This window comes from Nostoc sp. KVJ20 (assembly GCF_001712795.1).
Lineage (GTDB): Bacteria > Cyanobacteriota > Cyanobacteriia > Cyanobacteriales > Nostocaceae > Nostoc.
On record NZ_KV757602.1, the window covers coordinates 1 to 25,321 of the forward strand.

Here is a 25,321-nt window from a genome sequence, read left to right on the forward strand (position 1 = left end):
GGGGCAATTCATGAACATTGGTGTCAACTTAACGCAAAAACTATGTCCCGCAAGGAACTGAAGTTCCAAGAATCATAGCGAAAGTCATCTTCAGATGACTAGATATCCCCAAAAATATTCAGTCTACTTCAGTAGACTTTAGCTATGAGCCAGAGAATTCATTCTCTGGCGGGTTATGAAGCCCGCAGCGAAGCTATTTCTAGCTTAAGTTGACACCAATGATTCATGAATTGCCCCTACTTGTCTAATTAATTGAGATGATATAGGACTCATATTTGATTTGGTGAAAAAACTCAGTACAACTAAGAAGCCTTCTTGACTGTTGCCTGTTGCCTATTCCCTATTGCCTGCCTACGCAAATTAGTTCAGAAATCAAAGCGGATTCCTATATCTGGATTCAAACATTCAAACCGTGTTGTACTGGTTCATTATTTGCAACTGAGATGAGATGATGTTTCAGTGCTTACTTAGTCAAGTATTTCCCAAAAAACACTAAAATATACACAGCCAATACAGTTTTTTGGGATAATTGGGATAAACTAATGCCATCGTGTGAGGAGTGAACGATGGTAGATCGCAGTCTGGGGCGAGTACTCTCATTTAGTTTTATCAGCATTTGTTTATATCTGGGTATTAGTATAGGAGTCATTATCCGGCTTGGGCAATCACAGCGATTAAACGCTGCTACTACACCTACTGAGCCGGTGCAATTTCCATTAGCTATCCCTGAACTTACGCCATCAACAACAGAACAAAAAACCTTTCCAAATACTATTACCATCAAAGCCGTTGGAGATATTATTCCCGGCACTAATTTCCCCAACCATAGATTACCTCGTTTTCGAGATCAATTATTACCAAAATCAGTGAGAACTCACTTGCAAGGATCTGATATTTTATTTGGTAATTTTGAAAGTAGTCTAACTAATCATCCCTATACTGCCAAAGATATTAGTCGAGGCCAAGTCTTTGCTTTCCGCTCTCCACCTGCATACGCCAAGCTATTTGCTGAGGCTGGTTTTAATGTGTTCAATATGTCGAATAACCATGCAATGGACTTCGGCCCTGTAGGATTCAAAGATACAAAGAAAAATCTTGAGGCTGTGGGTATTGCAACATTAGGTCATAAAAATCAAATTCTTTATTTGGAAGCTAACAATATCCCCGTGGCTATGGTTGGGTTTTCTCCTTATGAAATGTATAATTCCATTCATAATTTAGGAGCAGCCCAAGCACTCATAGCAGAAGCCAAAAATAAAGCCAATATTGTAGTAGTCTCGATGCACGCTGGATCTGAGGGAACGGGGGCGCTACACGTTAAGAATCAGACAGAGTTTTTTTATGGAGAAAACCGAGGTAATTCGATCAAGTTTGCTCGAAACATGATTGATGCGGGAGCAGACTTAGTACTAGGACATGGGCCTCACGTTCCGAGAGCGATGGAAATTTATAAAGGAAAAATTATTGCCTATTCTTTAGGAAACTTTTTAGGATATCGGACTTTATCTACAAATGCCCAAACAGGTGACTCAATGATTTTAGAAGTTAAACTAAACCCGGCAGGAGATTTGGTATCAAGTAAAATTATTCCTGTTCGGATGGATAGACAGGGAATCCCTCAGATTGATCAGAGTTTTCGGACTGTTAAACTTATGCGTTATTTGAATAATCAAGCTTTTCCCAAGAATCCGGTGAAGATTAATAAGAAAGGGGAAGTTGTTGTACAAAATAGGCTTGCTCCTCGCTAACTCTCTTTAAAATAATTCGTAATTCGTAATGACGCTCCTGCGTCGCTAACGCTGCGCTAACGTATTTCGTATTTCGTTAAGAGGAGCCAGTACTGTGCTAGATTCATCGCGCTGCTTTACCAAAATCCCAAATTGACTAGTTATTGATTTTGTAGCTTTTCCTCAAACTTTTGAACGTTCTGGGGTTGACTATTAGTTGGTGTATTTTGCTTTTCCAGTGTTGGTACTACTACAGCAGAAGGATCTGATTGTCTGGATTCCTTTGGTGGCAATGGTGGTATAACCACAGAGTTGGACGGACTCACGGGTTGAGGAGATACAGAATCTTGATTAGAAGCGGGTAAGTTATTTTGGGGCAAGGGTGCGGGAGAAGCATTCCGAGATGAGCGGATTGCCCGTAGTTTCTCCACTAGCGAGGGTGTGGGTGAAACACTAGGTGAAGGTGTAGATTCTTCGGAATTGCCGCTTTGTGATTCTTCTGTAGGGATGCTGCGGGGAGATTCTTCTTGGGAAGAACGACGATTGCGCCGACGTTGTTTGGAATTAGAGGCGGGTGCTGATTCGGTTTTGGAGGTGGTGTTAGTGTTTTCACCCGGAGATGAAGATGTACTATTGAAGTCAGGTACTTTCGCGTCTGGTTGTTGAGTGGGCTGTTCAAAAAGCGGCTTTGCAGTTGGCTGCTGCTGAGATTTGGGTAATATGCTCGTGATTCCAAAACCTGCTGTAGCAGCAACTAGGGCTACACCTATACCAATAAATACCTGAGATGACCCCAGCTTTTTAGCCAGTACAGGTTCCTTAGCGATGCCTGGGGTCGACTGCCCCAACGCAGATGGTCTATGAATACGATTTTGACTAGTTTTCCCAATTATAGTTGCTGCCTGCTGGGCAGATAAATTAACAGTTGGCACTGCGTAAGTGGGTAAAACTTGCGGTGTCCCATTCACCCCATTTCCAGGTAGCAATTGCAGCCACTCAGCAACCGTCGCTGGCCGAAAACGAGACTCTACCGCCATACCGCGCATTACTGCCTGGTTGACAGCAGCGCTCAAATGTGGTTGCAGTTCACGGGGAGAAGGCATTTGCTCGCGATCGCGCAATAATGCTGGCATGGGAACTTGGGCTGTTAACAGTGCATATAAGGTTGCAGCTAAACCATAAACATCTGTGGCGGGTGTACGTGGCGCTTGCGTCAAGTACTGCTCAATGGGAGAATACCCTTCAGAAACCAGACCTGTGTGAGTCTGCCTCACACCGCCATTAAATTCCCTGGCAATGCCAAAATCAATTAATACTACTTCCTGCGTTCCTAGGCGAAGGATGATGTTATCTGGTTTGACATCACGATGTAACAAACCATTGTTGTGTACTACCTGCAACGCTGCCCCAATTTGCCGGATGTAATGAATTGCTGTGGCTTCTGGCAAAGGTATTCCTGGTAATACAAATGCGTCTCCCAAGGTTTCCCCAGGAATGTATTCCATCACCATATAAGGCAGTCCAGCTTCTACAAAAAAGTCACTAACTCTGACTATATTTGGGTGAATACACGTAGCTAATCGTCTGGCTTCATCTTGGAATTGGCGCTCGAATTTCGCAAAATCAGGATGTTGTCGCAGCCGTTCATTGATGGTTTTCATCACCACCTCCTGACCCAAGTAGTGATGCGTAGCTTTAAAGGTAATGCCAAAGCCACCCCGCCCTATTTCTTGAATTAGGGTATATTTTCCATCCTGCAAAATTGTGCCTGCTAACATAAAGAGTCCTGAGTCCTGAGTGAGCAGATAAGTAGCGAGTCCTGAGTTTTGAGGGATTTCCCAAAAATTTTCCCATATTTTTATCAAGAAAGGCAGAGGGCAGAAGGCAGGAGGCAGAAGGAATGCTGTTTTCTGCTCTCTGCCCGTGACCAAACCGAACTTGGGTTTAAGACCCCACCAAATTTTCTTGTTTTGTGGCCCCAATTAAGTACGGTGTTGAATCCCCTACAAAACATTGAACCTTCTGCCCTCTGCCTTTTGCCTCCTGCTTTCTTCAACAAGCAGGGTTCTTGCCTGTCTATCCTACGGGATGATTTCGTTGTTGGAACTCCTGAAGTGAGAAAGACCTCCCCATGATCACAACAGTTTTATCTTTCTCAGATGATAGCGCGGGAATGCGGCAAGCCTAAAGCGGAAGACGAGCTAATACCAATTTTGTATGAACTTACATCTTGGCATTACCAATGGATAGAGAAGAAATTTCTTCTATTTGCTTCTCCAACTCGCCTAATTGTATAACTCCTGAAATATAGTCTACGGTAATTGTATCGACAAAAAGTATAATAAGTCCTAATCACCACTAATACTATCGATAAACCGTATATTATGGATAAAGCAATAAAATAACCTACTTCAAAAGACAGATTTTGAAGTAATCAGGCAATATCTTTTGATATCTGGCTAATTTTGCCGTTTTTATTTGAATATCTTCTCAAAGCTTGCTCCCTTAGAGTATTTACCAAGCTGGAAGAGATTAGAAAGTTAGAAGGAGTGAATGTGATCAACGCCATACAAATTAACGAAAACTTGACAACAACAGGACAAGTTATACCAAAACAGCTTGAGCAAGCTATCCAAGAGGGTTTTAAGTCTGTTCTCAATTTGCGATCGCCTGATGAACTAGGATTTTCTAAGGATGAGCAAAAAGTCGCGGAAGCATTGGGGCTGTATTATCAAAATGTTCCACTCAAGGTGGATCTGAAAAATTTAAATGAAGAGGTGATTACCAAAATCCTCACGACACTCGAACAAATCCCGAAACCAGCGGTTGTGCATTGTGCCGCCGGGATGCGATCGACTGGAATTGCGTTGTTGAGTATCGCTATCCAGGAAGGATTAACGCCAGAAGAAACCTTAGCAAAAGCAAGAAATCTCGGCTTTGGATTCTTTGAACATGCTGGCGTTAGTCCCCGATTGAAGGAATTATTTGTGGACTACGTTAACAAACACGCCAAGGTAGCTTTACCTGCTAGCTGCTCTTAGATGGATGTTAGTTATTTCTAATTGTTATGTCCTAATAGACTAGAAGGCTGCTATACAAATCATTGAGTAAGAATTCAGGATTCAGAATTCAGAATTCAGAAGTTAGGATTCAGAATTCAGATGCTCTCTACGTTTGCGCAGCGCGTAGCTTGTTTCTTTGCAGCGGTAGCGGGGCCTTTAGCCCATTCTGACTCCTGACTCCTGAATTCTTTCTTCTTAAAAATTAAAAACTGCTCTTACTAAAATTAGACAAGAGCAGTTTTTAATCGCAAAGCCAAAAATAATAATTTAGGCATCTTCAAGTTCAAATTGAGCCACCGTAACGGCGTTCAAAGCGAAAGCTAAAACTAATGGCATCGGCGACTGAAACCAAAAGGTAAAAAGAATAGCTAGGATTGTGCCAATTACTGCTGACATCGACCACAGTCGTTCTTCAATAGTCAGTCCTTTTTCGGCTTTAATCAATCTAAGAACATGAACTGGGATTGGTTCTGGCATTACCCCACCCGGAGGGAAAGCCCAGAAGTTGTTACGTCGTTCGACAAATAAATCTGTCCAGCCATTTTCTTGGCACCATGCCTCAATCCATTGAAGTGAGTAATGATTCATCATCGGGTTTCGGAGTTTGGTTTGTGGAAGTTGTGTACTTGGTGAATGTAAACTCTTGGAGATTCCTGAAGAACTAATTAATCGCTATAAAATTAACGCTAATTATCCAACCTTTAAGCTTTGTTAAGCAATTGAGACGCTTATGATTACGCTCAAACCTTGCTTTCATTAATTAAAAGACTAACAGTTGATCGGGTCTGTTGAATTTAAAAGACAATAAACTTTACTTGAGAAATTGAAAGTCAAGAAACGTAAATAAGTTGGTGAGTATTACTGCTCAATAAAACTCTTTATATCCTGAAATTCAAATCTAAGAATGAAGAATTGTGAACAAATCAACAAGTTGTAGACATATAGGAATCCGCTTTGATTTCTGAACGAATTTGCGTAGACAGGCAATAGGCAATAGGCAACAGGCAACAGTCAAGAAGGCTTCTTAGTTGTACTGAGTTTTTTCAGAAATCAAATATGAGTCCTATAGCTAGTCATAAGGATTGCTTTATCCAGCTAAACTATTCCTTTAGAGTTAGGAATCTCAAATTTTATCTGCATCAAAAGTGATAGATTATGCTCCCCGTCTATGTTTTGCTAAAACTTGCTTGATGTGACAGGTAACTTATACTTAGTCATTGCGATCTATTGTCGTGATATTTAATTTTAGTGCGATCGCAGATTGCCGCTCTCTACCTCAAGTAGCAGGGATAATTTTGCTCAAGGTGAGAAGCTGATGCTCTTTTTGCGTTACAAAATATTAAGCAACGGAAATAGAAGTTCTCCAAGTCCAGTAGTCAGGCTGCGAGTCTCAATTAGGATGATCCAGTCTTACTAATATTCAAATGCGGTAATAAAATGCAGCGATTAGACACCAAATTAGCTCTCGATATGTTTTGGCGCCAAGGGTTGGCGTTCCTTCTCGGAATTATTATCTGGTGCGTGGCTGATCCCGCATTGGCAGTAGACTGGACTCATCCCCTTTCATTTAGCAATGCAGAGTTGTCAAGACGCGATTTTTCTGGTGAAAGCTTGCAAGCAGCGGAGTTTTCTAACGCCAATATGGAACTGGCTAACTTTTCTAACGCTGACTTACGAGGAGCAGTCATGAGCGCTTCGGTGATGACAAAAGCAAATCTCCACGGAGCGGATTTAACGAATGCAATGGTCGATCAGGTAAACTTGACTAAGGCAGATTTGAGCGATGCAGTTTTCAAAGAAGCTCTTTTGCTCCGCGCCATCTTTAATGATGTAAATATAGACGGTGCAGATTTTACAGATGCAATTTTGGATAGGGCACAAATCAAAGAACTGTGCGAAAAAGCCAGTGGTGTGAATTCCAAAACAGGCGTGCAAACTCGTGATTCTCTAGGATGTCAATGAAACGTGTTGGTGTAATTGGTGGCGGACAACTAGCCTGGATGATGGCAGATGCAGCACAAAAGCTAGGAGTAGAATTAGTAGTACAAACTCCAAGCGTTCACGACCCGGCCGTGTCAATCGCTCAGGAAACTATTTTCGCGCCAGTTGATGATGCAAGTGCTACGGAAATATTAGCTAACAAATGCGATGTTATCACCTTTGAAAACGAATTTGTTAATCTGCAAGCTTTATCTATTTTAGGACAGCAAGGTGTTTGTTTCCGTCCGAGATTAGAAGCTTTAGCTCCTCTTTTAGATAAATATCATCAGCGTTGCTATTTACGGGATTTGGGCTTACCAGTTCCTCAATTTTTCGCCCTTGAGGAGGTAGAAAATCTCCAATCAAAAATAGAATATCTAGGTTTCCCAGTAGTTTTGAAATCCCGCCGTCATGGTTATGATGGTCAAGGTACTTTCATAATTCAGGATTTTGCTACTTTAGAACAAAAGTTAAGTGATGAAAGCACAACAAAAACTTTCAATCACTCACTTTTTTTGTTAGAAGAATTTGTCCCCTTTGAAAGAGAACTAGCAATAATTGCAGCTCGTTCTGTAGAGGGAGAAATTGTCACTTATCCAGTAGTGGAAACCCAACAAGAACAACAAGTATGTCGGCGGGTGATTGCGCCAGCCGAGATTACACCCAATCAAGTAGCAGAAATTCAAGCGATCGCACATACTCTATTAAATAGCCTAGAAGTAGTAGGAATTTTTGGAATTGAGCTATTTCTCAGTGCTGATGGCAAAATTATGGTAAATGAAATCGCCCCTCGTACCCACAATTCTGGGCATTTTTCTCTTGACGCTTGCGAAACTTCTCAGTTTGAGCAACACCTGAGAGCCGTTTGTGGTTTACCTTTAGGGAATCCATCTTTACAGTGCGCTGGTGCTGTAATGGTTAACCTGTTGGGGTATGAAAATTCTCACAGCGACTACCAAAGCCAACGCCAACAAATAGCAGCAATTCCCCAGGCGCACGTTCACTGGTATGGGAAGACAGAATCACGTCCTGGGCGAAAGTTGGGACATGTAACTGTTTTGCTGGATAATAAAAATCAAGAATCGCCGACTGCATACGCCAACGACATCGCCCACAGCATAGAATCTATCTGGTATCCCAGGTAAATTGAGCAGAAACTTTCGATGTTGAACACACAACATCTTTTGAAAAGCTATAATGAGTGAGTTGCACTACGACGTTGGTGACTGCCATCAAGTTTTTTGATCTATGCCTTTAATGACAAGGGAATCAACTGTTCTCGTGGCAGTATACCGGGCATGTACCCGGAAACTTTAAACGAGGAATTTAGGTTCCCACCTGGATAAACCCAGGTCATAAACTTAGGTAAAACGGCGTCGCGGTGAACTTAAAATTATTTGCTCCCAAAATCAGTTAGAATTTGGGAGCTTTAATAATGGAACAGAATTCAGGAGTCAGGAGTCAGGAGTCAGAATTCAGAATTCAGAATTCAGAATTCAGAATTTATTCTGACCGAAAAAGCGGATAGCGCAGCGTAAAGCCTTCTCTTCTCCTTCGGAGATGCTAACGCGTAGCTTGCTTTCTACGTAGTATGAGAGGCAATGCCTTCGGCATGGCAACTCTTGGAGACGCTGCGCGAACGCTTAGAGCAAGTATTCGAGCGTAGCGTCTTTATTCTGAATTCTGAATTCTGTATTCTCTATTCTTCTTCAATTAAATCAGTTTCAAATAAGCGAACTGACAGTAAAGATTACCATGTTTTTGGGAAACCTAAATACTGAGGTTTCAAGAATTAAGCCCTATGGTCAGCATTCCCGGATATCACGTTAGCAAAGAACTCTACAACGGTTCTCGAACCTTGGTTTATCGCGCTAATCGAGAAACTGACCAAAAATCTGTGGTGATTAAGCTGATGAAAACTGCTTATCCCAGCTTCAGCGAATTGGTACAGTTTCGCAATCAGTTCACCATCGCCAAAAATTTGAATCTACCTGGAATCATCCAAACCTACAGTCTGGAACCCTATCAGAATGGTTATGCGTTAGTGATGGAAGACTTTGGGGGAATTTCTCTTAAAGAATGGGGAGTGGGGGGAAGGGTAGAATCTCTGATGGAGTTTTTACAAATTGCGATCGCACTGTGCAATACATTAGATATTCTAATTCGTCATCGGATCATTCACAAAGATATTAAACCTGCCAATATTTTAATTAATCCAGAAACTAAACAAGTTAAGTTAATAGATTTTAGTATTGCATCTCTGTTGCCACGAGAAACTCAAAGCCTCATGAGTCCTAATGTACTTGAAGGGACGCTTGGCTATTTGTCTCCAGAGCAAACTGGACGAATGAATCGGGGGATTGATTACCGGACTGATTTTTATTCTCTGGGTGTAACTTTTTACGAATTACTAACAGGGCAATTACCATTTCAATCGCACGAATCGATGGAATTGATACATTGTCATATTGCCAAACTTCCGCCTTTAGTACATGAGATTAATCCACAAATTGCGCCTGTACTCTCATCTATTGTTAGCAAATTGATGGCGAAAAATGCCGAAGACCGCTATCAGAGCGCATTTGGGCTAAAATATGATTTAGAAAATTGTTTACATCAACTCAAAGAGACGGGGAAAATTGTCAGTTTCCCAATTGCTCAACGGGATGTGTGCGATCGCTTTATTATCCCAGAAAAACTCTATGGGCGTGAGCATGAAGTTGAAACTCTGCTAAAAGCATTTGACCGCGTTACCAACAACCAAACAGAATTAATGCTGGTGGCTGGTTTTTCTGGTATTGGTAAAACTGCTTTAGTTAACGAGGTTCATAAACCTATTGTCCGGCAACGGGGCTACTTCATCAAAGGCAAATTTGACCAATTTAATCGGAATATTCCCTTCTCCGCTTTTGTGCTGGCGTTTCGAGACTTAATGGGACAATTACTAAGTGAAAGTGATGTCCAATTGTCAACTTGGAAAAATAAAATTTTACAAGTGCTGGGGGATGAGGGGCAAGTTATTCTTGAGGTAATTCCCGAATTAGAACAAATTATTGGTCAACAACCACCTGCAACGGAACTTTCACCAAGTGCAGCCCAGAATCGCTTCAATTTACTCTTTCAAAAGTTCATTCAGGTATTTACCACCAAAGAACATCCATTAGTAATTTTTCTCGATGATTTGCAGTGGGCTGATTCTGCTTCACTGAAATTAATGCAGTTGTTGATGAGCGAGTTAGGAAGTGGAGCTTTACTTTTAATTGGGGCTTATCGAGATAATGAAGTATCTACCGCGCATCAGTTGATGTTGACTTTAGCGGAGATTCGCAAAGCCAATGCGACGATTCACAGCATTACTTTAGCCCCGTTTAGTAAAGCTAGTTTAAATCAATTGCTGGTTGATACCTTGAGTTGTTCAGATAAAATTGCCAAACCTCTAACGGAACTCGTCTATCAAAAAACTCAAGGAAATCCCTTTTTTGCAACACACTTTCTCAAAATATTATATGAAGATGGACTGATTACTTTTAATTGCGATCGAGGTTACTGGCAATGTGATATTGTTGCTGTCAAAGCACTTGCCCTTACCGATGATGTTGTAGAATTCTTAGCGCTACAGTTGCAAAAGTTGCCAGCAGCAACGCAAAATGTGTTGAAATTAGCTGCATGTATTGGCAACCAGTTTGATTTGCGAACCTTAGCAATTGTTTCTGAACAATCGGAAACCGAAACGGCAGCATCTTTATGGAAAGCTTTACAAGAAGGGTTAGTTTTACCTACTAGTGAAGTTTATAAATTTTTTCAAGATGGTGATAACAACTCTGACTCAAACCCATTAAATTCTAATTTTCAAGTCCCTATCTACAAATTTTTACACGATCGCGTGCAGCAAGCGGCTTACTCTCTAATTCCAGATGCAGAGAAACAATTTACCCATCTTAAAATTGGTCAATTACTCTTGCAAAATACCTCTGAGTCTCAGCAAGAGGAGCGAATTTTTGAGCTTGTCAGTCAGTTAAATCGAGGAATACTGCTAATTACCCAACCGGCTGAACGTCAACAATTAGCTCAGTTAAATCTGAATGCCGGTCGAAAAGCGAAAGAAGCTACCGCTTATGGTGCAGCAATTCATTACTTCTATTCTGGAATGCAACTGCTACCGATTAATAGTTGGGAAATCGCCTATGAATTGACTCGAAGTTTATACCAAGAAGCTGCCGAAGCTGCTTTTCTCAACAATGAATTTGAGCAAATGGAATCTCTTGTTCAGGTCGTGATTGAAAAAACAACCACCTTACTGGATAGAGTGAAAGTTTATGAAGTGCAACTCCAAGCTTATCAGGTGCGGAATCAATCATTCAAAGCGATCGCAATTGGGCGTGAACTTCTCGCTCAACTTGGGGTAACATTACCTGAATCAGTAACACCTCCAGACATTCAGCAATCTGTAGTCAACACCCTCTCTACCTTGGCTGGCAGAAGTATTGAGGGCTTAGTTGATTTGCCATTGATGAATGATACCAAAGCTTTGGTTGCTTTGCGGATTATGGCTAGCATTGCTCCCGCCATCCACCAAACGGCCCCTTATCTGTTCCCAATTATTGCTTGCGAAGAGGTGAATTTATCTCTTAAATACGGCAATGCACCACTTTCTGCACCAGGATATGCAGATTTTGGAATTGTACTTAATATTTGTAACCAACTCGAATCAGGCTACGAATTTGGCCAGCTAGGTTTAATGCTTGTGGATAGACTTCAAGCAAAATCTGTTCAAAGCATGACTCTATTTAAGGTGGGTGCATTGAATCAATTTAATCAACAACATATTCGCACCTCAATTAGGTTATTACAGGAATCCCATACTTTTGGATTAGAGACAGGCGATTTTTTTCATGTGCTGGCATCGATGATTTTTAAGTTATTCTATGTCTATTTAAGTGGCACAGAAGTTTTGGAAATTATCTTAGCAGATATCAAAGCTTACGAGTCTAATTATGTCCAAAATCAACGCTTATTAAATTGGTCTAATATCGTTTCTCAAACCATTAAAAATCTCACTGAATATAGCGACTATCCAGACTCCCTGATTGGTGAAGATTGTCAAGAAGAACTCTTATCTGCGCTCCTCCAAGAAAAGGATGAATTAACACTCCATATATTTTTCTTAAGTAAGTTAACACTCAGTTATTTGTTTGAGAATTTTTCGGCGGCAGTTGAGAGTGGAAATCAGGGAGAGCAATACCTCAATGGTGGCGCAGGAATGCTATCTGTGACTGTTTTCTACTATTACGATTCTTTATCTCGGTTGGCTATCTATCCAACGGCTGAACCATCTCAACAGGAGCAATTACTTTTGAAGGTTGGCGAAAATCAAGAAAAATTGCAGTTTCGAGCCAAACTTGCACCGATGAATTTCCAGCACAAATTTGATTTGGTGGAAGCAGAACGCCATCGAGTTTTGGGCGAAAAAATAGCAGCAATAGAATTGTACGATCGCGCCATAACTCTAGCGAAAGAAAACGAATATATCCAAGAAGAAGCCTTGAGCAATGAACTAGCTGCCAAGTTCTATCTCGACTGGGGCAAAGAAAAAATCGCCCAAGTTTATATGCAAGAAGCTTATTACTGCTATGCTCGTTGGGGCGCTAAAGCCAAAACTGAAGACTTAGAAAAACGCTATCCTCGACTCCTGGCTCCCATCTTACAAGGGCAGCATCATCGCTTGCAACTGAGTTCAACCGTCGATGCATCATCATTTCCACATCAAACCATCCACACAAATCTTTCTAGCAGCAGTATCTCGGAAGCCCTCGATTTTGCCACCATCTTTAAAGCCGCACAAGTTCTTTCCAGTGAAATTCAATTAGAGCAATTACTCACTACCCTTTTGCAAGTGGTGATGGAAAATGCTGGGGCACAAAAAGCTGCATTACTTGTACTCCAAAAAAACAACTTAGTGGTTGAAGCTGTAGCCACCATCAACGAAGGAGTCAGTCTGGTATCTGCACCATTGTCAACCAGTGAAGGCATTCCCATTACACTGCTAAACTATGTCAAACGCAGCTTAAAAACTGTTGTGCTGGATGATGCAACCGCACAAACTGATTTTATCGCCGACTCATATTTCATACAGCAACAACCTAAGAGTGTGTTGTGTACGCCGATGTTAAATCAAGGTAAACTCATCGGGCTGCTATATCTCGAAAATCCCCTGACAATTGGTGCATTTACAAGCGATCGCACCGAAGTAATCCAACTGCTATGCACTCAAGCTGCTATCTCTCTAGAAAATGCCCGTCTTTATCAAGAATCTCAAAATTATGCCCAAGAGTTAGAGCGATCGCTCACTCAACTTCGTGCTAGCGAAGCCCGCTTCCAGAAACTCGCTGATAATATTCCTGGGGCAATTTACCAACTATGTTTAAATGCTGACGGTTCAGTTTCAATGCCCTACGTCAGTTCTGGCTGCTACAACCTTTATGAGGTGACAGCAGAGGAAATAATGACAGGAAGGCAGAGTCTTCGTTCTATGGAACACCCAGATGATTTTGCCAGCATTCAACAGGCAATAATCTACTCTGCTGAAAACATCACACCATTTCGACACGAATGGCGAATTATCACATCTTCAGGAACCGTAAAATGGCTTCAAGGTGCATCCCAACCAGAGCGACAAGCTGATGGCTCAATTATATGGGATGGCGTAATCATAGATATTAGCGAACGCAAACTTGCTGAAGTCGCACTAAAAGAGTCTGAAGCTGATTTACGGCAAAAATCTCAGGATTTAGAAGAAGCGCTGCAAAATTTCCAACAAGCCCAATTACAAATGGTGCAAAATGAAAAAATGGCAACCTTGGGTAATTTGGTTGCTGGGGTGGCACATGAAATTAATAATCCGATTGGATTTCTCAAAGGCAGCCTCAACAATGCCGAAGATTATATCCAAGACTTGCTTGCTCATATCCAATCCTACCAACAACATCATCCCAATCCGGCGATCGCAGTCATTGAGCATGGCGAAGAAATTGACCTAGAATTCTTGACTGAAGACTTACCAAAGCTAGTAGGCTCAATGAAGGTGGCTTCAGAAAGGATCAAAGATATTAGTATCAGTCTCCGCACCTTCTCCAGAGCCGATACAACCGAAAAAGTTGCTTGTAACCTCCATGAAGGGATTGAGAGTACGCTGTTAATTTTGAAGTATCGCCTCAAAGCTAACGAAAAACGTCCAGCAATTGAAGTTATCACCGAATACGGAAAATTACCACTGGTCAAGTGCTTTTTAGGACAGCTAAATCAAGTATTTATGAACATCCTCGCTAATGCCATTGATGCCTTAGATACATCCTGTGAAGGGCTTTCTTTTGCCCAAGCGCAAGACAATCATCACCAAATATTGATTCAGACCGAAGTATCCAGTGAGCAAAACATGGTAGCAATTAGGATCAAAGATAACGGTCAGGGGATGTCAGAAGAGGTTAGAACGCGGATATTTGACCACCTATTTACAACAAAAGAAGTTGGGAAAGGAACAGGATTAGGATTAGCGATCGCTCGTCAGATTGTCGAGGAAACCCATAATGGGCGGTTGAGTTGCAATTCTGTACTTGGTGAAGGAACAGAATTTGTCATTGAGATTCCAGTATTTTAACTAATTTGCGATTTTTGTCTCAATGCATAAGACTTCTAATTTTTCGGTAGTGCAGAGAACAGCGATCGCATAATTTTCCAAATCTGTATAACTTGATTCTAAATTAGGTATCGTTCAGAGTTAAGATGACACAATTGCGTCGAATTGTGGTTAAAGCTACAAAAATTGTTAAAACAACTAACTAATACTGTATTTCCAGCCTCAGTCTTCCGACTAGAGAGTGGTTTAACTTTTATTCATCAAGAAATTCCCACCACTCCCGTAGTTGTGGCAGATGTTTGGGTGCGTGCTGGAGCCAGCCTAGAGCCAAAACCGTGGTTTGGCATGGCGCACTTTTTAGAACACATGATTTTTAAAGGTACGGCGACACTACCCCCTGGGATGTTTGATTCCAAAGTGGAAAACCGGGGTGGCGTGAGTAATGCAGCAACAAGCTATGATTATGCTCATTATTCACTTACCACAGCCGCCCCTTATTTAAAAGATACTCTGCCCTACTTGGGAGAACTCCTGCTGAATGCGGCAATTCCAGAAGATGAATTTAGCCGCGAACGGGATGTGGTACTAGAGGAAATTCGCTCTTGTCAGGACGATTCCGACTGGATAGGATTTCAAGCGCTGATTCAAAGCATCTATCCCCATCACCCTTACGGACGTTCGGTGCTGGGTACTGAGCAAGAACTGATGCAGCAATCACCAGAAGCAATGCGCTGTTTTCACCACGCCCACTATCAGCCTGAAAACATGACGGTGGTGATTGCTGGAGGTATATCCCAAAAACCAGCTTTGGAAATGGTAAATCATTCATTTGCTGATTTTGCCGAACGCTCAAATTGTCCGCAGTTTGAGAAAGTGGCAAAGCCAGTAATAACAGGAATTCACCGTCAAGAACTGTGTTTACCACGCATAGAGCAAGCGCGATTATTGATGGCGTGGCTTGTACCAGGAGTAGAAGATATACGTACTGGCTATGGTTTAGATTTGTTGTCGGTATTATTGGCAGAAGGGCGGACTTCGCGTTTAGTGCGCGATTTGCGCGAAGATTTGCAATTGGTACAGGGAATTTGCAGTAGTTTTTCTCTACAACGGGAATCAAGTTTATTTACAATTACTGCCTGGTTAGAACCAGAAAATCTGGAGGAAGTTGAGTCTTTAATTTGCGCTCATTTGGATGATTTGCAGACTAAAGGAATTAGCGAACAAGAACTTGCCCGCACACGCAGGTTGCTATGTAACGAGTATGCTTTTTCTACCGAAACGCCAAATCAACTTACAGGGCTTTATGGATATTACAATACCATCGCCCAAGCCGAATTAGCTGTGACATATCCCCAACAGATTCAGTCTTTTGATGCCAAAGAACTGCAAAAATTAGCTAAACAGTATCTCTCGCCGGAGAATTTCGCGGTTACTGTACTTAAACCGTGTTAAGTATTGGGCATAGGGCATTGGGCATAGGGCATGGGGCATTAGTTTTTGACAAATGACAAATGACCAATGACAAATGACCAATGACCAATGACAAATGACAAAGGACAAATAATAAATGACAACCTTGCTGCAAAAATCGCCTATGCATCGCACCGTATTGAACAATGGCATTGTCGTGCTGGTGGCAGAAAATCCGGCTGCGGACATTATTGCAGCGCGAATCTTTGTGCGTGCCGGTAGTTGTAATGAAAACCGGGAGCAAGCAGGGTTGGCGCATTTGTTATCGGCAGTGATGACAAAAGGATGCGATGGACTTTCTAGCTTGGAAATTGCAGAAATAGTGGAATCTGTAGGGGCGAGTTTGAGTGCCGATGCTGGCACTGATTATTTTTTGCTATCTTTCAAAACCGTAACATCTGATTTTGCGGAAATTTTAGCATTGGCAGGGCGGATTTTGCGATCGCCAACTTTTCCCGAAACTCAAGTGGAACTAGAACGGCGTTTAGCACTCCAAGATATTCGTTCCCAAAAAGAGCAACCCTTCAATGTCGCCTTTGAACAAATGCGGCATGTAATGTACCAAAATCATCCCTACTCTATGTCGGTACTGGGAGATGAATCCACCATGAGTAGCTTAACTCGTGCAGATTTAGTGGAGTATCATCAAACTTATTTCCGCCCAGATAATGTAGTAATTAGCATTGCTGGTAGAGTCACACCCACAGATGCAACAGCGTTGGTGGAAGAAGTTTTTGGTGATTGGCAATCCCCATCTCAGGCATTACCAATACTGAATTTACCTGAGATTAAGATAGAACCGCAGGTAAAACTAAAGCCAATACAGACACAACAATCAATCGTGATGCTTGGTTATTTGGGAACATCGGTGAATTCTGTTGACTACGCCGCCCTGAAGTTGCTGTGTACCTACTTGGGAAATGGGCTTTCTAGCCGCTTGTTTGTGGAATTACGGGAAAAACGCGGTTTAGCTTACGAAGTATCCGCCTTTTACTCCACAAGGCTATTTCCAGCCTCATTTGTAGTTTACATGGGTACAGCACCAGAGAATACCAGCATCGCCCTAGAGGGACTACGTACAGAAGTAGATTTATTGTCTACCGATGAAATATCTGAAAGTGCCCTGCAAGCTGCGAAAAATAAGATTCTGGGGCAATATGCCTTGGGGAAACAAACAAACGGGCAAATTGCTCAAATATACGGCTGGTATGAAATTTTGGGATTAGGAATTGATTTTGACACCAGATTTCAAGAATTGATTGCGGCGGTGAGTGCCCAGGATGCGATCGCCGCAGCTTGTAAATATTTAAAAGAGCCTTACTTGTCTTTAGTTGGTCAAGAAGAAGCAATTAATGAGGCGATCGCTTGAAGAAGAATTCAGGAGTCAGAATTCAGGAGCGGAGCCGGAGACGTTTCCGTTAGCTCCGGTCAGAATAAAGACGCGACTTGAAAATACTTACTTGCCGCCGCCACTATCTGCCACTCGTACAGAATACCCAACTGAATTCTGAATTCTGAATTCTGACTCCTGAATTCTGATTCCTGACTCCTGAATTCTGATTCCCTGCTTTTTGAGAAAGGTTAGAGAGCAAGCCTATGGGATTATGCGCGTAGCCTAGCGGAGACATTGTAAAATGAAGCAGCTGTTTTTTAGACCAAGCGGCTGTACCATTAGCATGAGAATATTCTGGGAGTAAATTCCATGCAAAGCAGCCTGACAGCAAGTATTTTGAGTTACTTAAAATTACTAGACCCAACTGTAAACCGCTGTAGAATGGAAAAACGGCAAAAAGATTGGTGGCCAAAGAGGTCTAAATCTTTATCAGCCATTAAAATATTCTTGTTCTCCGCTACGCCTCTGCTTATTACCTCAACGACTCTAGTATCAATAGCAGCACCACAAAAAATTGCCCAAGTAAATCCTGGAAATAGCATCAACCGCCCTAGCCTCAAAGTTGGCAGTCAAGGCGAACGTGTGGCTGAACTTCAAGCAGCTCTAAAACTTTTGGGTTTTTACTCTGGTGCTGTAGATGGTACATATAGTGAGAATACAGCCAGCGCTGTTTCCCGGTTTAAACAAGCAGCGGGCTTGAATCCAGATGGTATTGTTGATGCCAGCACTTGGCAACGACTTTTTCCTAGAGAACCAGTAGTAACATCAACAGTCCCTTCATCCCAGCCAAGATTTAACTCAGCTACAAATTTTCCTGTCCCAACCCAAGCTAGCAACCTCACCAATGTTGCAAATCCTAACCCCAATCCCCCTAGGCAAGCTGTAACACAAGTTGCGACTAGCCCTGAACCAAGACCTGCGACTCCAAGACAAGCTGTAAGACCAGCTACAACTAGCCCTGAACCAAGACCTGCTACCCCAAGACAAGCTGTAAGACCAGCTACAACTAGCCCTGAACCAAGACCTGCCACCCCAAGAAAAACTACAACTTCAAGCACACAAAAAACGCCAAATCGTACTACATCAACTACTCGAACTCAGTCAAACACAACTACCAAGCGAACCCCTGGTATTCAATACACCTCCGAAGGATTGCCAATTTTGCGTATAGGATTACGTGGTTCTGAAGTTGTAAAGTTGCAACAACAACTGAAAAAGCTTGGTTTCTTGAAAGGCGATGCCGATGGAGATTTTGGCGTGACAACAGAAACCGCTGTAAAAGCTGCACAAAAGCGCTATGGTTTAGAAGCTGACGGCGTAGTTGGTGGCTCTACCTGGGAGGTTCTTTTGCGGCGTTAACCGTATCCCTACTTGCTACAGGTAGCATCTCACTCAATACGGTTCGGTTAAGGCAAAAGACGCGATGAATCGCCGTCTCTACAATAATAGGTCTTTTGTAGAGACGGCGATTTATCGCGTCTTTGTGATAAATTATCGAATTTTTGTGATCTAAAATTTTCATCAAAAAGCCTTAACCGAACCGTATTGGCATCTCACTCACTAGTAACTAAAGATACGGGCAAGATGCCCATCGGACAAAACTGGATAATTTATTTTTTGGAAATCCCTACAGAGGTTTCTCTAAACTGAGAAACATCTGTAGGGATTTTGGGATTCACACCATTTTTTATGAATTCACTGCGGTACATCCTGCAATACGATAAAGATACACTGATTAAAAGTATCTCTCTTGGCAACACTGAAAAATTACCAGAAACTAAACGAGAGCATGAAAGCCCCTGAGAAACAGCAACGCAGTTGCGTGTTTCGTGCAATAGATGCGGGGATGAAATGCGACCCGGCGGGATTTATCCCGCATTTCCCACGTAATCTTAACATTGTAAAGGTGCAAGCAATGAGATAATTAATAATACTAAGGGGGTGATTTATTTGTACGGTTGTCAACAAGTTTTGATTCATGTGGATAAAGACTTAAAAGCGATTTTAGAGTTTATCTGTTCTGAAGCAAACAAACTATCAAATTGTGCCGTCTACTATGCTCGTCAAATATGGTTTAAGGCCAAACGCTATATAACCAAGTTTGAGCTAGATAGCGAAATGAAATCAAATCGTCATTTCCAAACACTCTACTCTCAGGCAGCACAACAATTGTGTCATTCTGTGTATGAGTCCTTTGCATCATTTAAACAGCTTAATGCTTTGTACAATCGTGGTGAGTTAGCAGATAAACCTAGACCACCAAAGTACAGAAAGAATGGTTTTAATCTAGTTAGTTATCCAAAACAAGCACTAAAGCTAAATGATGGACAGGTTAGAATACCTCTCGGCTCTCAAGTAAAAGCTTGGTTTAAGCTAGATTCTTTCTCTCTACCAATGCCGTCAAATTTAAGATTTGAGGATATTAAAAAGGTAAGAATTCTACCTAAAAACCGTTGTTTTTATGCGGAGTTTGTTTACAAAACTACTACGGTAAAACCAGATGTGGATAAAAGCAATGTACTGGGTATTGACCACGGACTAAACAACTGGTTAACCTGCCTTTCTAACGTGGGTACAAGTTTCATTGTTGATGGCAAACACATTAAAAGCTTAAATCGTTGGTATAACAAACAAGTAGCGACGATTAAAGAAAATAAATCTCAAGGGTTTTGGTCTAATAAACTTGCCACCATCACCGAGAAGCGTAACCGCCAAATCAGAGATGCTATCAATAAAGTGGGAAGAATTGTTATTAACCACTGTCTAGATAATCGCATTGGTAGAGTTATTTTTGGATGGGGGCAAGGTATCAAACAAGAGATTAATTTAGGAAAGAAACGCAATCAACAATTTGTTCAAATCCCAACTGCTAGACTCAAAGGGCGAATTGAGCAACTATGCCAACAGTACAGCATTGAGTTTGTAGAAACAGAAGAAGCAAACACCTCTGCTGCATCGTTTGTAGATGCTGATACACTCCCAAAACACGGTGAAAAACCCGATAGCTGGAAATCTTCTGGTCGCAGAATAAAGCGTGGACTGTTTAGAACAGCAATGAACTGGTACATCAATGCAGATTGTAATGGTGCTGCCAACATCATCCGCAAAGTAAGCACAACACTTGGACTTGATTTAAGTGGAGTGTCTAGGGGTGCTTTGACTCACCCCACCCGGATCTGTATCTGGGTGACAGCTAAAAAGAAGCCGAGCGATGTGGTTTTAACCCGTCGCGTAGCATCCTTTTAGAATCCCCCAAATTCATTCGGGGGAGTAGTCAAATTGCTTTTAGGCTGATAAAAAATAATGGCAACTTTAGGAGTCAAGTACAGCGACACCTGATAGTGTTATGGATCACAACTGGCAATAGTGAAATTAATTAAACTTACTGCTAATTCCTCTACACAAACTTATGCAACACTTTTTATTAACTTGGCTCGGTACTGCGGTGGCGTTATTTCTTACTGCTAATATCGTTCCGGGATTCCTTATCAAGAATTTTGTGACTGCCTTGGTCGCTGCCCTTATTATTGGTCTGGTTAATGCATTTATTAGACCAATTTTGCGGATTTTGACGTTTCCAATTACCTTACTCACCTTTGGTTTATTTACATTAGTGATCAACGCCTTAACTCTTTGGCTGGCAAGTGCCTTAACTCCTGGTACTGGTTTTGAGATTCAGGGCTTTTTACCTGCTTTGTTAGGTTCAATTGTGCTAGCAATTGTTTCTAGCATAATTAACTATTTTTTGAGAGTTGTTACCTAGAAAATTAGTGAGATTCTGTAACAATACTTGTCGGGTTTTGGGGAAAAGGGTAAGGGGTAAGGGGAAAGAAAAAACCTTTAACTTTTACCCTTTAACCTTTTCCCCAAACCCAATTCCGAGTTCAAAATGCTTATCCGAGCAGTATTGGATTCTGTATTACTAAATATTTAAAGCTTGGGCAACAGCTAGTGTTATCGCTCCTGGTTGCCCTTGTTGCTGAAAAATTCGTTTAGGAACTAAGAATCTCACCGACAATTTCTCTATCTTTGTGAAGGGAAAAATAGTCAACGATATGAGTTGAGCGGCTGCAAGAATAGCAGCTGCCTCTGCTACGCTAGGTGTACCTACTTTGAGGTTGGTAATTGTGGCAGGGTTAGGGACACAGACAAAGCCAAGGATTTCCGCAGAAAAGGTTTTTAGGGGCAGATTGCGTAGATGGCAAAATTCTACTAAGCCAACTTCCGAGGCTTTTGTGTCAATGGTAGCAATCCCTGCGATCGCACTTGGAAAAAGTTGATTTTCTCGAAAGACTTCCTCAATTGCCCGATCAATCAACTGCCATGAAGTTCCCCGTTTACAGCCAATTCCTACCCATAAAACCTTTTCTACTTGGTTTATTTGCTTATTCAGTTCGTTTTTTCCCTTGAGGGCTTGAGTATTATTTGACATGCTTGAGTTTACTCTAAGAGGTTGTTTGAAAAGTCCTCTTGTCGGTATCAAAAATTTTACATTCCCCCTAAATGCCCTGATAAATTGGGGGACTTTGATTCCAGTTTTTTCCTTTATAAGCTATGCATTATAAACATCTTTTCTTTATTAACAGAAATATTGACAAAAGCTAGAAAATGTGTTGTTTGAACATTCCATAACGATCGCACTAATTCATATTTCTATTCTGCAATGCCCAAATTATAAATTATCAGAACTGGGATAAACTCTTCCTTTCCAAGCGCCGCCGCGCCCTTGCCAGTGACGGAGTGCTGAGTCTAGAGTCATCAGGGTATAGAGAAAAGCGATCGCAGGTAAGCTAAAAGCTAACCAGGGAGAACATTTATAAAAGCGGATCGTTGGGTAATAAGCCAACGCCATTAACAGCCATCCTAATAAACCTGTAAGTGCGTAGACGTAATGCGTCTTGTCGCCAGACATCGCCCAATTGCCCCAAACTGCACCCAGAATTAAACACACAGGTGGAACTAGATAAATCAGAAGCATTCCTACTAAAGTTCCCAATAGTAGTAATGGCGAATAATTCAGTTGAGTATAGGCAGTACGAGCAACCATATCCCAAATCGTCGCCAGCGAGTCATAGGGACGCAAACTCCGAGTCAAGCTACTCAATCCTAACCAGATACGCCCTTGACTGGAGATTGGGCTTGTCCCCTTATCCCCCACTCCCCACTCCCTACTCCCTACTCCCCCACTCCTCTTAACAGCCTGAGCTAGGGCGCAATCATCAATTAGAGCTTGGCGAATCACTTGAATACCACCGATTCGCTCTAAAGCTTCACGGGCGATCAGAATAGATCCCCCGGCGGCGGCGGCTGTGGGATTGTTGGGATTATTTACCCAGCGGAAAGGATAGAGTTTCTGGAAGAAAAAGACGAAAGCTGGAATCAAAAGTTTTTCCCAAAAGCTCTCACATCTGAGTCGCACCATTACCGAAACCAGGTCTAAATCTTCTTGCACAGCTTTAGCAACCAGTCGGCGAAGATTACCAGGATCATGTTCGATATCTGCGTCAGTTAGCAAAAAATAATCGGGTGCAAATTTACTAGCGCTCTTTATACCTTGCTCAACAGCCCAAAGTTTACCCGACCAACCAGGAGGCAGTGATTCACCAGTGATAATATGCAATTGCTGAGGTTTACCTACAGCGTGTGCCACCCCTTCGGCAAAATTTGCTGTCCGGTCTGTGCTGCGATCGTCTACCAAAAACACGTTGAAAGAACCAGGATAATCTTGGAGAAGGAGCGATCGCAAACTAGTTGGTATCAATTCAGCTTCGTTACGCGCCGGAACCACCGCACAAACCACAGGTAAAGATTGTAGCTGAGTTTCTCCAATCTCTAATTGCTGGTCTGTTCGCCAAAACTGTCCCCAAAAACACAGTAATCCTAACCAAATTGTCAAGGATAAGAGCATCAATCCTAATACAATTACATCCATGACCTATTGCAAATTTTCAGCGACTCAGACAGAATACTATGTCTACTGAATATAGGAAAAATTTTTTTTATCGGATTGCTGGATTCAAAACTAGTGTTGGGTGTTGAGGTTAAATAGTATTTGATGCAAACACAAGACAGGGTAAAAGTCAACCAAATTGCAGAAGCGATCGCAGCTAGCCAAGAATATCTGCTTTCAATTCAAAATTCGGCAGGTTACTGGTGGGCAGAGTTGGAATCTAATGTCACCATCACTGCTGAAGTCGTCCTTTTACATAAGATTTGGGGAACAGACCAAGCCAGACCTTTGCACAAAGTTGAAGCATATCTGCGTCAAGAACAACGAGAGCATGGCGGCTGGGAACTTTTTTTTGGTGATGGCGGAGAACTTAGCACTTCCGTTGAAGCCTACATGGCACTGCGGCTGCTAGGTGTACCAGCAAGCGATCCGGCGATGATTCGGGCGAAAAGTTTTATTCTCCAACGCGGTGGAATCAGCAAAACTCGAATTTTTACCAAGTTGCACTTAGCCTTGATTGGCTGCTATAACTGGCGCGGTATTCCCTCGCTACCACCTTGGATAATGCTGTTGCCCGAAGCTTTCCCTGTTAATATCTACGAGATGTCTAGTTGGGCACGTTCCAGCACAGTACCATTACTGATTGTATGCGATCGCAAACCTGTTTTTCTCTCTGACTCAGCTATCAACCTAGATGAGCTATACGTTGAAGGTATTGATCGAGTCCGGTGGGAATTACCCCAAAGTGGCGACTGGACAGATTTATTCCTCACCCTTGATCAGGGATTCAAGTTGGCAGAAAGCCTGAATTTAGTACCCTTCCGTCAAGAAGGCATCAAAGCCGCCGAAAAATGGATTTTAGAGCGCCAAGAAGCTACAGGCGACTGGGGCGGCATTATTCCAGCGATGCTGAATTCAATGCTAGCTTTGCGGTGTCTGGATTATGACCGAAGTGATCCTATTGTGGAACGAGGTTTGCAAGCAATTGATAACTTTGCTATTGAAACAGAGGATAGCTATCGAGTCCAGCCTTGTGTTTCACCCGTTTGGGATACAGCTTGGGCGATGCGTGCTTTGATAGAATCTGGCTTTGCACCAGATCATCCGGCTGTGGTAAAGGCTGGAGAATGGTTATTACAAAAACAAATTTTGGATTACGGAGATTGGGCTGTCAAAAATCGCCAGGGAAAACCAGGGGCTTGGGCTTTTGAGTTTGACAATCGCTTTTATCCTGATGTAGACGACTCGGCTGTAGTGGTGATGGCGCTACATTTAGCGAAACTCCCCAATGAAAAAATCAAGCAGGCTGCGATCGCTCGTGCTTTAAACTGGATTGCATCTATGCAGTGTAAACCAGGCGGGTGGGCTGCTTTTGATTTGGACAACGATCAAGATTGGCTCAACTCTATTCCTTATGGCGACTTGAAAGCCATGATTGATCCAAACACCGCAGATGTTACGGCTAGAGTACTAGAAATGCTTGGTGCTTGTGATTTGTCAATTGATAGTGATAGTTTAGAGCGATCGCTAACTTATCTTCTGCGCGAACAAGAAACTGAAGGCTGTTGGTTTGGTCGTTGGGGTGTAAATTATATCTACGGCACTAGTGGCGTTTTGTCAGCCTTAGCCTTAATTGATCCTCAAAGGCATAAACTCAGTATAGAACGGGGAGCAACTTGGTTACTTGGATGTCAAAACCCAGACGGTGGCTGGGGTGAAACTTGTCGTAGCTATGATGATCCCAGTCTCAAAGGCAAAGGAAATAGTACTGCATCTCAAACTGCTTGGGCCTTAATTGGGTTGATCGCAGCAGGTGAAGCTACTGGAAAATTAGCTCTTGAGGTGATTGAACGGGGAATTAGCTACCTGGTGGCAACTCAAAAGCCTGATGGTACTTGGTTTGAGGCGGACTTTACAGGTACCGGCTTCCCTTGCCATTTTTATCTCAAGTATCATCTGTATCAACAATACTTTCCTTTAATAGCTTTAGGTCGCTATCAAGCATTAACGAGGGAGTAGGGAGTAGGGAGTAGGGATGTGAGTATTTTCGAGTCGCGTCTGAATAATCGGCGTTTTTGCACCCCCACTAAATTGAAAAATGCCCAA

General features: G+C 42.2%; 15 protein-coding genes and 1 other RNA gene. 12 read left to right on the forward strand and 4 right to left on the reverse strand.

Going from position 1 to position 25,321, the window contains the following annotated elements:
• The first annotated feature begins 566 nt into the window (after positions 1–566).
• Entirely contained in the window at positions 567–1,748 is a 1,182-nt protein-coding gene (locus tag A4S05_RS11685; protein ID WP_069069999.1) for a CapA family protein, read from the forward strand.
• A 140-nt stretch (positions 1,749–1,888) separates the two neighbouring features.
• On the opposite strand, the gene A4S05_RS11690 is transcribed toward A4S05_RS11685, so the two are convergent.
• Positions 1,889–3,505 (reverse strand): serine/threonine protein kinase, encoded by a 1,617-nt coding sequence (locus A4S05_RS11690; RefSeq protein ID WP_069070000.1) that lies wholly within the window; start codon positions 3,503–3,505, stop codon positions 1,889–1,891.
• 777 nt (positions 3,506–4,282) lie between these two features.
• On the opposite strand from A4S05_RS11690, the gene A4S05_RS11695 reads away from it, so the two are divergent.
• Positions 4,283–4,768 (forward strand): protein tyrosine phosphatase family protein, encoded by a 486-nt coding sequence (locus A4S05_RS11695; RefSeq protein WP_069070046.1) that lies wholly within the window; start codon positions 4,283–4,285, stop codon positions 4,766–4,768.
• Positions 4,769–5,056: 288 nt separating this feature from the next.
• On the opposite strand, the gene A4S05_RS11700 is transcribed toward A4S05_RS11695, so the two are convergent.
• Positions 5,057–5,380 carry a slr1957 family protein gene (locus A4S05_RS11700; protein ID WP_176726984.1) on the reverse strand — a complete coding sequence of 108 codons (324 nt, stop codon included), beginning with the start codon at positions 5,378–5,380 and terminating at the stop codon, positions 5,057–5,059.
• Positions 5,381–6,259: 879 nt separating this feature from the next.
• On the opposite strand from A4S05_RS11700, the gene A4S05_RS11705 reads away from it, so the two are divergent.
• The 9 genes from A4S05_RS11705 (at position 6,260) to A4S05_RS11745 (ending at position 21,028) form a co-directional block, all read left to right on the forward strand.
• On the forward strand, positions 6,260–6,751 hold the full coding sequence (locus A4S05_RS11705; RefSeq protein ID WP_069070047.1) for a pentapeptide repeat-containing protein: 492 nt from the start codon (positions 6,260–6,262) through the stop codon (positions 6,749–6,751).
• Entirely contained in the window at positions 6,748–7,914 is a 1,167-nt protein-coding gene (locus A4S05_RS11710; protein WP_069070002.1) for a 5-(carboxyamino)imidazole ribonucleotide synthase, read from the forward strand. The genes A4S05_RS11705 and A4S05_RS11710 overlap by 4 nt, the downstream gene beginning before the upstream one ends.
• Positions 7,915–7,974: 60 nt before the next feature.
• A non-coding RNA gene (ssrS, locus tag A4S05_RS11715) (6S RNA) lies at positions 7,975–8,158 on the forward strand.
• Between the two features lie 412 nt (positions 8,159–8,570).
• Positions 8,571–14,423 (forward strand): ATP-binding sensor histidine kinase, encoded by a 5,853-nt coding sequence (locus tag A4S05_RS11720; protein WP_069070003.1) that lies wholly within the window; start codon positions 8,571–8,573, stop codon positions 14,421–14,423.
• Between the two features lie 165 nt (positions 14,424–14,588).
• Positions 14,589–15,854, forward strand: a complete 1,266-nt coding sequence (locus A4S05_RS11725; protein ID WP_069070048.1) for a M16 family metallopeptidase — start codon at positions 14,589–14,591, stop codon at positions 15,852–15,854.
• 115 nt (positions 15,855–15,969) lie between these two features.
• Positions 15,970–17,241: a M16 family metallopeptidase gene (locus A4S05_RS11730; RefSeq protein WP_069070004.1), complete on the forward strand. Its 1,272-nt coding sequence runs from the start codon at positions 15,970–15,972 to the stop codon at positions 17,239–17,241.
• Between the two features lie 333 nt (positions 17,242–17,574).
• On the forward strand, positions 17,575–18,624 hold the full coding sequence (locus A4S05_RS11735) for a peptidoglycan-binding domain-containing protein (RefSeq protein ID WP_084227086.1): 1,050 nt from the start codon (positions 17,575–17,577) through the stop codon (positions 18,622–18,624).
• A gap of 582 nt (positions 18,625–19,206) precedes the next feature.
• Positions 19,207–20,511 (forward strand): RNA-guided endonuclease InsQ/TnpB family protein, encoded by a 1,305-nt coding sequence (locus A4S05_RS11740; protein ID WP_069070005.1) that lies wholly within the window; start codon positions 19,207–19,209, stop codon positions 20,509–20,511.
• A 163-nt stretch (positions 20,512–20,674) separates the two neighbouring features.
• The gene (locus A4S05_RS11745) at positions 20,675–21,028 is read left to right on the forward strand and encodes a phage holin family protein (protein ID WP_069070006.1); all 354 of its coding nucleotides are present in this window, start codon (positions 20,675–20,677) and stop codon (positions 21,026–21,028) included.
• Positions 21,029–21,187: 159 nt separating this feature from the next.
• Here A4S05_RS11745 and A4S05_RS11750 read toward each other — a convergent pair whose 3' ends face one another.
• Both A4S05_RS11750 and A4S05_RS11755 read right to left on the reverse strand, forming a co-directional pair.
• Positions 21,188–21,697 carry a cobalamin biosynthesis protein gene (locus A4S05_RS11750; protein ID WP_069070007.1) on the reverse strand — a complete coding sequence of 170 codons (510 nt, stop codon included), beginning with the start codon at positions 21,695–21,697 and terminating at the stop codon, positions 21,188–21,190.
• 240 nt (positions 21,698–21,937) lie between these two features.
• Positions 21,938–23,197, reverse strand: coding sequence for a glycosyltransferase (locus tag A4S05_RS11755; protein ID WP_069070008.1), 1,260 nt, complete (start codon positions 23,195–23,197; stop codon positions 21,938–21,940).
• A gap of 123 nt (positions 23,198–23,320) precedes the next feature.
• Between A4S05_RS11755 and shc the strand changes: the two genes are divergently transcribed.
• Positions 23,321–25,234: a squalene--hopene cyclase gene (gene shc, locus A4S05_RS11760; RefSeq protein ID WP_069070009.1), complete on the forward strand. Its 1,914-nt coding sequence runs from the start codon at positions 23,321–23,323 to the stop codon at positions 25,232–25,234.
• Positions 25,235–25,321: the final 87 nt, after the last annotated feature.

Excerpts from the sequence above, each read along its gene's own strand:
- A4S05_RS11685 (WP_069069999.1), top strand. The coding sequence starts at position 567 with ATGGTAGATCGCAGTCTGGGGCGAGTACTCTCATTTAGTTTTATCAGC.
- A4S05_RS11690 (WP_069070000.1), bottom strand. The coding sequence starts at position 3,505 with ATGTTAGCAGGCACAATTTTGCAGGATGGAAAATATACCCTAATTCAA.
- A4S05_RS11700 (WP_176726984.1), bottom strand. The coding sequence starts at position 5,380 with ATGATGAATCATTACTCACTTCAATGGATTGAGGCATGGTGCCAAGAA.
- A4S05_RS11705 (WP_069070047.1), top strand. The coding sequence starts at position 6,260 with ATGTTTTGGCGCCAAGGGTTGGCGTTCCTTCTCGGAATTATTATCTGG.
- A4S05_RS11710 (WP_069070002.1), top strand. The coding sequence starts at position 6,748 with ATGAAACGTGTTGGTGTAATTGGTGGCGGACAACTAGCCTGGATGATG.
- A4S05_RS11720 (WP_069070003.1), top strand. The coding sequence starts at position 8,571 with ATGGTCAGCATTCCCGGATATCACGTTAGCAAAGAACTCTACAACGGT.
- A4S05_RS11730 (WP_069070004.1), top strand. The coding sequence starts at position 15,970 with ATGACAACCTTGCTGCAAAAATCGCCTATGCATCGCACCGTATTGAAC.
- A4S05_RS11735 (WP_084227086.1), top strand. The coding sequence starts at position 17,575 with ATGCAAAGCAGCCTGACAGCAAGTATTTTGAGTTACTTAAAATTACTA.
- A4S05_RS11745 (WP_069070006.1), top strand. The coding sequence starts at position 20,675 with ATGCAACACTTTTTATTAACTTGGCTCGGTACTGCGGTGGCGTTATTT.
- A4S05_RS11750 (WP_069070007.1), bottom strand. The coding sequence starts at position 21,697 with ATGTCAAATAATACTCAAGCCCTCAAGGGAAAAAACGAACTGAATAAG.
- A4S05_RS11755 (WP_069070008.1), bottom strand. The coding sequence starts at position 23,197 with ATGGATGTAATTGTATTAGGATTGATGCTCTTATCCTTGACAATTTGG.
- shc (WP_069070009.1), top strand. The coding sequence starts at position 23,321 with ATGCAAACACAAGACAGGGTAAAAGTCAACCAAATTGCAGAAGCGATC.